This window comes from Microbulbifer maximicatervae (SeqCode) (genome assembly GCF_052467225.1).
In genome coordinates this window covers 703,237-715,901 of sequence record NZ_CP174303.1, presented here as the reverse complement: position 1 = coordinate 715,901, position 12,665 = coordinate 703,237, and the positions used below count along the sequence as shown (strand labels likewise).

13 protein-coding genes are annotated in these 12,665 nt (G+C 54.2%); 10 read left to right on the top strand and 3 right to left on the bottom strand.

Annotated features, from left to right (window positions below; genetic code table 11):
* Nucleotides 1-122 precede the first annotated feature (122 nt).
* Nucleotides 123-701 carry an SPOR domain-containing protein gene (locus ACJJIZ_RS03080; RefSeq protein ID WP_413663797.1) on the bottom strand — a complete coding sequence of 193 codons (579 nt, stop codon included), beginning with the start codon at nucleotides 699-701 and terminating at the stop codon, nucleotides 123-125.
* Between the two features lie 82 nt (nucleotides 702-783).
* Nucleotides 784-2,997: a primosomal protein N' gene (locus tag ACJJIZ_RS03075; RefSeq protein WP_444915177.1), complete on the bottom strand. Its 2,214-nt coding sequence runs from the start codon at nucleotides 2,995-2,997 to the stop codon at nucleotides 784-786.
* Nucleotides 2,998-3,326: 329 nt separating this feature from the next.
* On the opposite strand from ACJJIZ_RS03075, the gene rpmE reads away from it, so the two are divergent.
* From rpmE to rsd, 9 genes are all read left to right on the top strand, one after another.
* Entirely contained in the window at nucleotides 3,327-3,539 is a 213-nt protein-coding gene (gene rpmE / locus ACJJIZ_RS03070) for a 50S ribosomal protein L31 (protein ID WP_108734996.1), read from the top strand.
* Nucleotides 3,540-3,921: 382 nt separating this feature from the next.
* Nucleotides 3,922-5,175, top strand: a complete 1,254-nt coding sequence (locus ACJJIZ_RS03065; protein ID WP_108734997.1) for a malic enzyme-like NAD(P)-binding protein — start codon at nucleotides 3,922-3,924, stop codon at nucleotides 5,173-5,175.
* A 130-nt stretch (nucleotides 5,176-5,305) separates the two neighbouring features.
* Nucleotides 5,306-5,737 carry a hypothetical protein gene (locus tag ACJJIZ_RS03060; RefSeq protein ID WP_444906868.1) on the top strand — a complete coding sequence of 144 codons (432 nt, stop codon included), beginning with the start codon at nucleotides 5,306-5,308 and terminating at the stop codon, nucleotides 5,735-5,737.
* A gap of 40 nt (nucleotides 5,738-5,777) precedes the next feature.
* Nucleotides 5,778-7,406, top strand: coding sequence for a glutamate--cysteine ligase (gshA, locus tag ACJJIZ_RS03055; protein WP_444915176.1), 1,629 nt, complete (start codon nucleotides 5,778-5,780; stop codon nucleotides 7,404-7,406).
* A gap of 34 nt (nucleotides 7,407-7,440) precedes the next feature.
* Nucleotides 7,441-8,043 carry an acyl carrier protein phosphodiesterase gene (locus ACJJIZ_RS03050; RefSeq protein WP_444892361.1) on the top strand — a complete coding sequence of 201 codons (603 nt, stop codon included), beginning with the start codon at nucleotides 7,441-7,443 and terminating at the stop codon, nucleotides 8,041-8,043.
* Entirely contained in the window at nucleotides 8,040-8,531 is a 492-nt protein-coding gene (locus ACJJIZ_RS03045) for a disulfide bond formation protein B (protein ID WP_444915175.1), read from the top strand. Before ACJJIZ_RS03050 ends, ACJJIZ_RS03045 begins: the two co-directional genes overlap by 4 nt.
* A gap of 36 nt (nucleotides 8,532-8,567) precedes the next feature.
* The gene (locus ACJJIZ_RS03040; protein WP_413663802.1) at nucleotides 8,568-8,954 is read left to right on the top strand and encodes a CidA/LrgA family protein; all 387 of its coding nucleotides are present in this window, start codon (nucleotides 8,568-8,570) and stop codon (nucleotides 8,952-8,954) included.
* Entirely contained in the window at nucleotides 8,951-9,637 is a 687-nt protein-coding gene (locus tag ACJJIZ_RS03035) for an LrgB family protein (protein ID WP_444915174.1), read from the top strand. Before ACJJIZ_RS03040 ends, ACJJIZ_RS03035 begins: the two co-directional genes overlap by 4 nt.
* A gap of 169 nt (nucleotides 9,638-9,806) precedes the next feature.
* Nucleotides 9,807-10,274, top strand: a complete 468-nt coding sequence (rsd, locus tag ACJJIZ_RS03030; RefSeq protein ID WP_413663804.1) for a sigma D regulator — start codon at nucleotides 9,807-9,809, stop codon at nucleotides 10,272-10,274.
* Between the two features lie 133 nt (nucleotides 10,275-10,407).
* On the opposite strand, the gene bamJ is transcribed toward rsd, so the two are convergent.
* Entirely contained in the window at nucleotides 10,408-11,196 is a 789-nt protein-coding gene (gene bamJ, locus ACJJIZ_RS03025; protein ID WP_444906864.1) for an FKBP-type peptidyl-prolyl cis-trans isomerase, read from the bottom strand.
* Between the two features lie 457 nt (nucleotides 11,197-11,653).
* On the opposite strand from bamJ, the gene ACJJIZ_RS03020 reads away from it, so the two are divergent.
* On the top strand, nucleotides 11,654-12,601 hold the full coding sequence (locus ACJJIZ_RS03020; protein WP_444915173.1) for a histidine kinase: 948 nt from the start codon (nucleotides 11,654-11,656) through the stop codon (nucleotides 12,599-12,601).
* The last annotated feature ends 64 nt before the right edge of the window (nucleotides 12,602-12,665 follow it).

The window sequence follows — 12,665 nt, the reverse complement described above, 5'->3', positions numbered from 1 at the left end:
GAAGTGCCCGCGCCGGGGAATTGTCTTCAGACTAGGTAAGTGAGGACGGTACGCGCCGATTTCAATAAGAGAGGTCACAATTACTGAGTGGGGCAACACACCTTAATAAACGGAATTGATGGTCACTGGGTCGCCGGGCGTTTTAGCACCAGCGGCATCAGGCGATGCTCAGCCAATGTTTGGCGCGCTTTGGCCATCCGGGAGCGGTTGCTGTAAGGGCCCACCAATACCCGGTGCCAGGTACCCCGGCTATCGGTGGCCGATTCCACTTTGACATCCAGGTTGGCCAGGGTCAGCTCAACGCGCAAGCGCTCCGCTTCAGAGGCATCGCGAAACGATGCCGCCTGCAGGATATATACCTGTGCCGGGGTGCTGCGATCGGGTTCCGATGAGCTACTGTTCTGGGAACTGTTGGTGGAGTCACTGCGGCGCGCCGGTTGTGCCACTTTGGGCGGGGGTACCGTGACTTCGTTTTCTTTTAATTTTGTATAAAAATCAAAACGCGGTTGAGGCGATGTTTCCTCTCGCTGCTGCACCGCCTTTGGCTTAATGCTGCTTATTCCCCGGCTGTCCTTGTCCATGCCCTGAAGAAACAGTACGGCCACCGCAAAGCCACCGACAAAATTCCCCAGGACAAACCAAACCCATGCGGGTTTGCCTGCGGCTTTTTTACTGCGGCGATTACTGGTGCGACGGCTCATCGAAAATTTCTTCCCTGCAAGGTTTTAGCGGTTTGTGAATTGTACCGCCAATTTAGTGCCAGGCGCGTAACCCAGCGCATATTCACGATAATTCCTGCGCATCCATATCCACAGCCCAGCGCAGGCGGCGATTTTTATTGCCCTCCGCCCAGGCACACACTCGCGCCAGCAGCGGCTGTAAGTGGGCTCGGTTTTGTGCGGTGACCTGAATATAAAACCGGAAGCGCCCGGATTTGCGTTCCAGTAGTGCCGGCACCGGCCCCAGATATTGGATCTGCGGTGACGGGGGTGCCAGGGACTGCATAAAGAGTCGCGCATTTTGTAGAAACTCTTCGGCCCAGCCAGGCTCTTCACACTCCGCCCTCACCAGTGCCATAGCACTCGCGGGAGGCAACTGTGCAACCGAGCGATCCCTCAGCAACTGGCGCGCAAAAGCGCCATAGCCTTTTTCCAGCAGCAATTGTAAAAGCGGGTGCTCGGGAAAGCGGCTCTGAACCAATACCCGCCCACTGAGACTGCCGCGCCCCGCACGGCCCGCCACCTGTTCCAGTAACTGGCCGGTACGCTCTGGCGCGCGGAAATCTGCACTGAACAGGCCGCCATCGGCATCCTGGATCACTACCAAAGTGACCTTGGGCAAATGGTGCCCCTTGGCCAGCATTTGGGTTCCCAGCAACAGGCAGGGCTCCCCCTCTCGCGCCGGTGCTAACAATTTATCCAGCGCCTGTTTGCTCGCCGTGGTATCCCGGTCCACACGTATCACCGGGTAGTCGGCAAAGCGACGGGCCAACAGTTCCTCGCTGCGTTCCGTGCCGGCACCCAGGGCCGAGATCGACCGGCTGTGACATTGCGGGCAGCTATCAACCAGCGGGCGGCGGTAATCGCAGTGGTGGCAGCGCAACTGGCGTTGCCGCCGGTGCATAGTCAGTTTGCTCGAGCAGTGCGGGCAATCCGCCAGCCAGCCGCAATCATCACAAGTCAGCGCGGGGGCAAAGCCGCGCCGATTGATAAACACCAGAGCCTGCTCACCTCGCGCGAGGGTATCACCGATATGGCGCAGCACCTGGGGAGAAAATCCCTCTTCCAACGGCTCCCGCAGTGTCGGCACTACGTGAATTTGCGGCGGCTTGGCATCACCGGCGCGATAGCGCATACGCAGGTGTTGATAGCGCCCATTCAGAGCGTTGTGCAAGGTTTCCAGAGAGGGCGTGGCCGAACCCAAAACCACCGGTACATTATTATTGCGCCCCAAAACCACGGCCAAGTCCCGGGCCGAATAGCGCACACCGTCCTGCTGCTTGAAAGAGGCATCGTGTTCTTCATCGACAATCACAACGCCGAGCCTGGGCAGGGGGGTCATAATGGCTGAGCGGGTGCCGATCACGATATCTGCCTGCCCACCCGCTGCCGCCAACCAGGATTGAGCGCGCTCGCCGTCGGCCAAGCCAGAGTGCAGCGCTGCGATACTGTGCTTGGGAAATCGTGCAGCAATACGCCTCAGCGTTTGCGGTGTAAGTCCAATTTCCGGAACCAGTAGCAGTGCCTGGCGGCCACTATCCAGGACCCGCTGCATCAGGCGCAGATAAACTTCGGTCTTGCCGCTGCCGGTGGTGCCCTCCAGTAGTGAGGCAGAGAAGCCGCTGCAATCGATACTGTCGAGCACCTGTTGCTGTTCGCTGTTCAGCTCCGGAGCCGGTGTACTCTCTGCTGCGGGTAGCGGCGCAGGTACGGTAGGGCCTGGAATCCATTCCACCAGGCCGCGATCCTGTAGGGCTCGAATCACGGGGGTATTGTGGCCGAGGGTCTTAAGGTGGGTTCGGCTCAGCTTGCCATCACTCAACAGCAACTGGAACAGAGCCTGCTGCTTGGGCGCGCGTGCCAGTGCAGTTTCCGGCAAGCCCTTTCCCTCGGTAGTGAGCTGGAGCCACTGCTCCGCCCAGTGATCTGCCGGCTTACCTTTGCGCAGCGCCACAGGCAACGCTGCGGCGTAGACCTCGCCGAGGGGCGCCTGGTAATAGTCGGCAATCCAGGACAGCAGCTTGCGGCTGCCATCACCAAACAGAACCTCCGAATCCACCAGTTCCAGCGCTGGCTTCAAACTGCTGTGCGGCGACTCCTGCACTATATCCAATAGTACTGCCACTAACTTGCGCCCGGCAAAGGGCACCCAGAGGCGCTGGCCGGGCCGCAGTGACTCCGGCGACAGTCCCTCTGGCGGCAAATAGTCAAACAAGCGCCTCAGGGGCACGGGCACTGCCAGCCTTAAAATGACTCTCTGTTGGACTGACTCCTGCACCTGGCCCCCACTCACTCAAGCAAAAGGCGCTAGTGTAATGGCAGATGTGGCAAGTTGCAGGGCTTCGTCGGGGATAATGGTGTTATGACCGAATTGGCGACTTAGGCGTCACAGAGAAATTAGTGAGGTCAATTGTTATCAAAGCTGTTGTGCAATGCTAACAAGTGGCCATCCTCAGTTATTTCGCCACCCAATTGTGCTTGAACCGCGACATTAATCTGATAGTATGCGCCGACTTTTTAAACAGCCTGGAACCATACTGGTTCCTGCACCAATGGCGATGCCGTGCTCGGCAAAAGATCGAGTGGCGGTTTCGAAAAGAGGCAATCATGAAAGCAGATATCCATCCTAACTACACCGACATCTCCGCTACCTGTTCCTGCGGCAATGTTGTAAAAACCCGTTCCACTCTGGGCAAAGACCTGCAAATCGACGTTTGCTCCCAGTGCCACCCTTTCTACACTGGCAAGCAGAAGCAGGCTACCACTGGTGGTCGTGTTGACCGTTTCAAGAAGCGTTTCGGCAGCCGTATCGGCAAATAATCCGGGCTCTTCGCTCGAGTGGGCCCGCCGCTTGCGGCAGGGTCCATTCCCAAAAGGCACCTCACACTGTGATGGTGCCTTTTTTGTATCTATTCATTCCCCATCATATCCAGCAGCCGTAAGCGTCTGTGTACAAAATCAAAATCGACTTGAATCGCTTAACCTTACCGCTATTGGCGACCATTTTATCCTTATAAATCAAAATATTGCGGCTATTTATCCCGAAAATCGTCGATAGACACGATAAAAATAGAAGTCCGTACCATATATTGCAGATTTTCACGCTTGTAGCGCCAAGCTTCCCTCGGTTATTCTCTGGCCCCCGCAGTAACCGGGATAACACTTAAGTGTTGTCCACAGTATTCGAGAGAAAAGCCCCCAAATGACGGATTCATTGCGCCAGGCAGCGCTCGATTACCACGCGCTCCCCAGTCCCGGCAAACTTTCAGTAGAACTGACGACCCCTGCCGAAACCCAGGAAGACCTGTCCCTGGCTTACAGCCCCGGCGTCGCCGAACCGGTGCGAGAAATTGCCAAGGACCCAGAAGCAGCCTATCGATACACCGGCAAAGGTAATCTGGTAGCAGTTATTTCCAATGGCAGTGCCATTCTCGGTCTCGGCAATCTGGGCCCGCTGGCCTCAAAACCCGTGATGGAAGGCAAGTCACTGCTGTTTAAACGCTTTGCCGATATCAACTCAGTAGATATCGAAGTTGATGCCAGCAGCCCGGAGCAGTTTATTCAGACCGTGGCCTCAATCGCCAACACCTTCGGCGGTATCAACCTCGAAGATATTAAGGCGCCAGAGTGCTTCCATATTGAAGAGACCCTAATCGAGCGCTGCCCGGTACCGGTTTTCCACGACGATCAGCACGGCACCGCCATTGTGACCGTTGCCGGTATGCTCAATGCTCTGGAGATTCAGGGTAAGAAAATTAGTGAAGTGCATATGGTCTGCCTGGGCGCAGGTGCCGCTGCGACCGCCTGCTGCAAACTGCTGCTGGCTGCCGGAGCGCGCAAAGAGCAGATCACCATGCTCGACAGCCGTGGGGTTATCCACTCGGGTCGAACAGATATCAACGCCTACAAAGGTGAGTGGGCACGGGATACCGATATGCGCACCCTCGACGATGCCATCGCCGGTGCGGATGTATTCCTTGGTGTGTCCGGCCCGGACCTGCTCTCCGCCGAGCAGCTACAGCGCATGGCCCCAAAACCGGTGGTCTTCGCCTGCTCTAACCCCAACCCGGAGATTAAACCCGAGCTGGCTCACAGTGTGCGCGACGACCTGATTATGGCCACAGGCCGCTCCGACTACCCGAACCAGGTTAACAACGTCCTCTGCTTCCCGTTTATTTTCCGGGGTGCCCTGGATGTCCGCGCTGCGCGAATCAATGAAGAGATGAAACTGGCAGCGATCGAGGCGATCCGCAAAATTGCCCACCTGCCGGTACCGGATTCAGTGCGCGAAGGTTATGGCGGTATCGAGCTCAGCTTCGGGCCCAACTATATCCTGCCCAAGCCAACCGACCCGCGTTTACTGCCTGAGGTGGCTTCGGCCGTAGCTCGAGCAGCCGTAGACAGTGGCTGTGCGCGCCTGCCCTACCCGGACAACTATCCCCTGGAAACCCTGTAAAGATCACAGATTTCCTCACTTAACCCGTTAGAGCAGGCATTTACCGCTTTCGCTCTAACGGAGTTCTTGAGCCATAAAGCCCCCGTCGCTAAACTGCCTTTCTGTCACAGCATCAAAGTTGCCCAACATAATGAGTCATGTGTACGTGCTGACCAATCAGCACCAGCAGTTCCTGAGTAAAAGCGGCGAATGGACCGATGGCCGCGAGCCGAACAAACTGTTTCGCAGCGAGCATAAAGATGTCGCTATCAACCAGATGTTCGAGGCCAATACTCGCAATGTGAGCCTACGCATTGAATTGCTACTGTGCGAACTCAGCATTAAGGGGCACCCCCAGATCCCCGAGGAAGCTCTAGCACCGGTATCCAGTGATGTAAGTCAGGGTGACCCTGAAATCACCCCCTCAACACCTGAGGAACTGCCAGAGCAGGCCAACCCGGAGATAGAACCCCAGCCTGCGCCTGAAGTCGCACCGGAAGAAGCGCCTGAGGTTGCCCCGGAACAAGCGCCCGCTGAAACGCCCGCACAGCCTGACGAAAACAAATCTGAATCCGCCGCCTGAGCGCCAGAACATTCAGCACCGGCACAGAGAGTCGCCCGAGATGGCAGCGATAAAGAAGCGTTCCGGTAGTACCAAGGAGATTCGAGTGCCCATTTCCCACCTGGCCGCGCTATCGCAAGCCAAACCAGCCCAACTACTCAAAGGCATCCTCCGCGGTGTCGAGAAAGAGAGCCTGCGTGTCGCTCCCGATGGTGCCCTTGCGCAAACGCCGCATACCACAGCACTGGGCTCCGCACTTACCCATGAAAGTATTACTACCGACTTCTCCGAGGCCCTACTGGAATTTATAACGCCACCAGTAGCGACCCCAGAGGAAGCGTTACAGGTCTTGGACCGTATCCACCGCTACACCTACAACCAGATCGGTGACGAGCGCCTGTGGGTTAACAGCATGCCCTGTGCGATTGGCGAAGATAAAGATATTCCGGTTGCCCGCTACGGCAGCTCTCACAGCGGCACAATGAAAACTATTTACCGGCTGGGCCTGGGGCTGCGCTACGGCCGAGCCATGCAGACCATTGCTGGTATCCACTACAACTTTTCGCTTCCTGAAGAGTTCTGGCTGTGGCTGCATGAAATCGAAGGCAGTAGTGAGGATTTAAAAAGTTTTAAAACCCGTCGCTACTTCGATCTAATTCGTAATTTCCGCCGCAATTACTGGTTGCTGATTTACCTGTTTGGCGCCGCACCTGCGGTATGCGCTTCTTTTGTCGATGGCCGCGAGCACAGTCTTGAGCCCTTCAATGGGGATGACCACACTCTGCACGTGCCCCACGCTACGTCCTTGCGTATGGGCGACCTGGGCTACAACAGCAACGTGCAGCAGTCACTGGTGGTTTGCTACAACGACCTGCGCAGCTATTTATCGACGCTCTGTTCAGCGATCAGCAGTTCCTACGGCCCTTACCAGGAAATGGGGGTTAAAAATGAAGGCGGCGACTACCAGCAATTGTCCACAGGCATACTACAAATCGAGAATGAGTTTTACTCACCGATCCGTCCCAAAAACCCCGCCAAACGCGGCGAAACAGCGCTGTCTGCCCTGGATAATCGCGGTGTTGAATATGTTGAGGTGCGCTGTCTCGACCTGAACCCCTTCGCCCCCCTGGGAATTGACGCCCAGCAGATGCGCTTTCTCGATAGCTTCCTGCTGCACTGCCTGCTCACTGACAGCCCCAAAACCAGTGATGCCGATTACCGCAGTACCCAGGAGAACCAACAGCGTATCGTCTACCGGGGTCACGAACCGGAACTAACACTGCTGGATAACGGTGGCGAGCGTAAACTGGGCGACTGGGCCACCCAATTATTGGAAGAGGTCGACTCAGTGGCAGAACTGCTGGATAACGCCTGGGGCGGCTCACAATACCGCGGCTCAGTGGGCGTGCAGAAGGCCAAGGTGAAAGGGGATATCCTCACACCGGCACAGCAGATACTGGCAGAGATGCGCGAACAAAACATTACCTTTTCCCAGTGGGCTATGGATAAAGCCGAACAGCACCGCCGCTACTTCCTGGAGCGCCCTCTGGACAGCGACTATCTGCAAGACTTCTTACAACAGGCAGAAACCTCACTGCTCAAGCAAAAAGAAATTGAAGCGCAGGATAGCGGTACTTTTGAAACATTCCTGAGCCGTTACTATGCCCAATACAACTGCTGCCAGGACTAGCGGCTGATACAGTGCCGCAGCCTGAGCGAGGCTTATGAACTATCTGGCACACCTGTTACTGTCCGGGCCCAATCCGCGCTGGCGACTGGGCGGGCTCCTGGGGGACTTTGTTAAAGGTCCCCTGGATGACAGTTGGCCAACGGATATTGAGCATGGTATTCGCCTGCACCGTCGCATCGATGCCATCACCGATGCTCACCCGGCCTACCGGGATGCCCTGTCACAACTGGACCCGCGCTGGCGTCGCTATGCCGGTATCGCACTGGATATATGGTTTGATCACCTGTTGGCAGAAAACTGGCAGCAGTGGCACCCTGAAGCGCTGGATGAGTTTTGCCGGCGCTGTTGGAGAGACTTTCATTTTGACAGCCGGTATATTCCGCCACGCGCAATGGCATTTATTGAACGCGCCGAGCAAATTAAACTGCTGCAAAGTTACCGCGAGGAGCGGGTAATCGAGCTGACCCTGGAGCGGGTTGGACAGCGGTTGCGCCGCCCGGTAGCACTGCAGGAGCTACTGCCTGAACTTATCGCCGGGCGGAACAAACTGGAAAGCAATTTCAATAAACTATTAACCGACTTGAATCTCGAAGCGAACCGCTTTCGACAGCACTATTCAGGACCCGAATTACCATGACCTTACCCAACCCGCGCATCACTTTTCTTCTGGTCTTCCTAATGGTGGCCTTTTTACTCAGCTCCGCCTTTTATCTCGAGTACGTGCAGGGGCTGGAGCCTTGCAAATTGTGTATTACCCAGCGGGTAATGCTATTGGGTGTTGGTGTAGTTTCGTTGATCGCATTCCTGCACAACCCTGCCACCATTGGCCGTCGTGTCTACGGCCTGCTGGTATCCCTGTGGGCAATGGGCGGTCTCTACTTTGCCGGTCGCCAACTGTGGCTGCAAAGCCTGCCGGAAGACCAAGTGCCGGCCTGTGGTCCAAGCGTCAGCTATATGATTGAAGTTTTCCCGATGGCCGATGTGCTCAAGGCACTGCTGAGCGGCGATGGCAATTGTGCTGAAGTACAATGGACCATGATGGGCCTGAGTATCCCCGGTTGGGCCGCTATCGGTTTTGCCGGTCTGATCCTGTTCGGTGGCTGGCAAGCATTCCGCAGAGCTTAACAATCTCCGGCGGCTTTACCGGCCGCCATCTCCTACATGTCAAAATCCACGCTGCACAACATACTCCGCTGGCTGGGGGGAGCTGCCATTCTGGTTGCCTGTACCTGGCTGGGCAATTTCACCAGCTCAAGCCTGTCACTACCCATTCCGGGATCTGTCATAGGGATGCTGATGCTACTGGTGATTCTCGTGTTCAATGGTGGGGCTCCCGCAGGCCTTGCCAAAGTCAGCTCACAACTGCTTTATCTATTGCCGCTGTTATTGCTACCGGCGGCTGTCGGGGTATTTTTTTTCCAGGGCCTGACTCTATCCGACTGGCTAGCCTTAATCGCCGCTATTGTGATTGGCACACTGATCAGTATCGCTATTTGCGCACAGCTATTAAAGAAATTGCTGATTCGCTCTGGGGGTAATAGAGAGTGAATGAATTTCTGGCGAGCCCAATCTTTGTATTGCCCTTGAATATCATAGCTTTTCTTGTCGGCGTTACCCTTTACCGGCGCTACAAGACTGTTCTGCTGCACCCTATCATCAGCGCTAGCATTTTGACCGCAATAACATTGAGTGCTCTCCATATCCCCTATGAGAGTTACCAGGGCTCCAGTGCATTACTGTACAGCTTGCTAGGGCCAGCAGTTGTTGCCCTGGCTGTCCCTCTCAAACAAAATCTAGTGATTATCCGCAAAGCCGGCTGGCCGCTACTTGTCACTATTTTTGTGGGTGCGATTTTGGCCCCGGTTATAGCGGTATTAATCGCCTTGGTATTTGGCGCGGGCAAGTCAGTACTACTGGCGTTGAGCGGCAAATCTATTACCACACCCATCGCATTGGCCCTAGCGGAAACAATCCACGCTTCTCTCAGCCTCACTGCAGCTATTGTGGTCTTGACCGGGGTGGTCGGTGCTATCGCTGGCCCAGCTCTAATGAGTAGGCTCAATATTCACGATGAGCGCATTGTCGGTATCGTACTCGGCATCAATGCCCACGCGGTGGGGACCGCACGAGCATTAGAAATCAGCGCCCTGTGCGGCGCCTGTGCAGCATTGGCCATGGGTACCTGCGGTGCGCTCACCGCGCTGATTTTGCCGCTCATTATCAGAGGATAAAACACCCTAGATTTGCTCCACCAAAGATCGCCGCAGGCATCGTTGTATTCTGGCGTAGATCACACTCTGCACCTTGCCGTCGGCGGGGGAATCTCCTATCTTCTTAGGGCCTTCGGGATCAGCAATAAAGCTGGCTATCACGGCAACAGTAACCAAAGGATTCTTGGAGATGCTGGAAAATTGTAAATCTGCGCGCGAGCGCTGGGGTGGCGTCAGTGAAATCATTGACCGCTGGCTACAGTCCCGACAAATCCTGCTGGTAAGTTACTACCATCTATCTGAGAAGAAAGAATTTAACGATGGGGATTCGGAGACCGAGAACGGTGTTCGTCATCTTTGCCAGTTGCTAGTGGACTACGTCTCTGCGGGACACTTTGAGGTATACGAACAGCTCATACTGGAAGGCCAGGCTTTTGATGATAAACAGGGGCTGCAACAAGCGCGGGAACTCTATCGGGATATTGATGTGACCACTGATGTCGCTGTCGATTTCAATGATAAGTACCAGGAAACTGACGATCTATCCAGCCTGAACCCAGATTTGTCACAGCTGGGGGAAGCACTGGAAACCCGCTTTAGTTCCGAAGATCGAATGATCGCACTTTTGCACACGGCCCATAAAAACCAGCTGGTCTAAAAACTGAATTCATCACTGTAAAGGCGATGGGAAGCCGGCGCCTTTAATCGAATATTTTTGCTGTTGATTTTTCAGGGTAAAAAATAAAGGCGCCCATTGGGCGCCTTTATTGAATCCAAAGTAGTAAATTTATTTACTCGCTTTTGGGCTCTTCTTTTTTCTCTTCTTTTTTCTCGGCGCCATCTTCCTTGCCAACATTGGCTTTGTGCAGCTCCACTTCAAAAATCAGCGTTGCGTTAGGGCCGATCTTACCGCCTGCACCACCCGGGCCATATGCCAACTCGGAGGGGATGTAAAGCTCCCACTTGGAGCCCTCTTTCATCAGTTGCAACGCTTCGGTCCAACCTTTGATGACACCATTAACCGGGAACTGGACCGGCTCACCACGGGCGTAAGAGCTATCAAACTCTTCACCATTAATCAGGGTACCCTTGTAGTCCACTTCAACAGTGCTGTTCTCACTGGGCTGGCCGCCGGAACCCTCAGTAATCACTTTGTACTGCAGGCCAGAATCAGTGGTAACAACACCATCTTTCTTGGCATTCTCTTCGAGGAAGGCTTTTCCTTCCTGCAGGTTTTTATCAGCAGTTTCTTTGAATTCTTTCTCTTGCTGAGCCAGCATTTCCTGCTGCTTCTTCTGCATTTGCTCTTGGAAGGCAGCGATAGTTTGCTGCTTTTCTTCTTCAGTCAAACGGGATTCATGACCGCTGGAGACATCCTTAAGAGCCATCATCACCACTTGGGGATCTAATTTCACATCCTGAGCTTCAAGGCGCTTCGCCATATCTTCGGCAATGATGTAGCTGACCTTCTTCTCCTGGGTGTCCAGGGCAACTTCTTTTTCCTGCTTAGATCCCTGTTCGTTACAGCCGGTCAGCGCCAGGCCAAGGGCAATTGCTGCAGCCAAAGGGTATTTATTCATGGGTGTTGTCTCTTTGTCCGTATTGCGTTGAATGATTCGCGCTTGACCCAGGGTCAATGCCTGCGGCGGCTTATCAAGTAATCCTGATTCGGCCCTTAGCCTCCAGGCGCACCTTTTCCGCCAGTCCGCTCAAGTCTAACCTAAGGCGACTGCAAGTGCATACCGATGACGCGCACACTGTGCAGGACACCACATTCCACCTTAAGGTTCCAGGGACCAGCGAGAAAAAAATACATTTACAGCACTATTTTCGCTGCTTACGGCATACATTTTTTTTAAAAACAGCGCTATTATCGACCAGTCGCCGGTTATTGTTCCGGACTGTTTGAGGTGCTTTTCAGTTTCAGAACAATTTACAGTGTTCAGATCCCCGATTTAAATATGTCTATTACATATAGATCTGATCCGTACACTGTCCGGATGTTCCAATTGATAATAAACGTCAGGACATTTACTCATGGCTGCCAAACAAAGAGCTGTCAATTCAGTCGCAGAACTGGAAGCACAAATTTCCAAGCTAACCGTCAAGCTGGACAAAGCCCGCAACAAGAAAGTTACCGATGCCGGCAAAAGTGTTTTAAAGGCCGGAAAAGCACTGACTTCCGCAAAAGAAAAATTAGCTAAAGCGAAAACTAAACTAGTAGACGCTAGAACTGCAGCCAAGACACGAAAGACAGCTGCCACTCAAAAGCGTGTAGAAGCCGCCAAGGCCAATGTAGAAAAGCATAACGAAGTACTCCAGCAAGCAAAGGCATCACACGCCGAAGCAAAGGGTACTGAGTCCCAGGCAAAAGCCGAGCTGAAAGCTGCCGAAGCTGTACGTAAGGCCGGTGTAAAAGCAGAAAAACTGCTGAACAAATCCAAGCCAAAAAACCGTAAAGCTACCACCTCAAAAAAAGTAGCCGCTCCTAAAGCAACCGCAGCAAAGAGCCGCACTAAAGCAAGCACTACCAGCACCACCAAAACGGCGAAAAAGACAGTGGCAAAAAAAGCCACAGAAAAGAAAACTAGTGCCAAGAAAGCGCCGGCAAAAACCGCCGCTGCCACTAAAGCTGTAAAGAAAACTCCCGCAAAGAAAGCCTCCACTGCTGCGAAAAAAGCGCCAGCGAAGAAAGCTTCTACTGCCGAGAAAAAAACTCCAGCGAAGAAAGCTCCAGCTAAAACTACTGCTGCCAAAAAACCAACGGCGAGCAAACCCTCTACGGAAGCCAAGCCAAGCGCAGAAACTCCGAAGGTGAAGGCTGCCAGCAAGCCAGAAACCGTAGAGAAGCCCAAAGACGATTCAAAAACCATGGCTCCAGCTGAGCAGCAGAAACCGATGGATACTCCGCGCCCAGCAGCAACGATTACTCCTAGTACTCCGGCAAACAGCCTGTTTTCTTCGGAGCAACCCAGCGGCGAGTAGTCTCGGAACTCCTCGCAGCCAAATATGCTGCTGCTTAATTGAGCTCTGTACTTTTCACGACTGT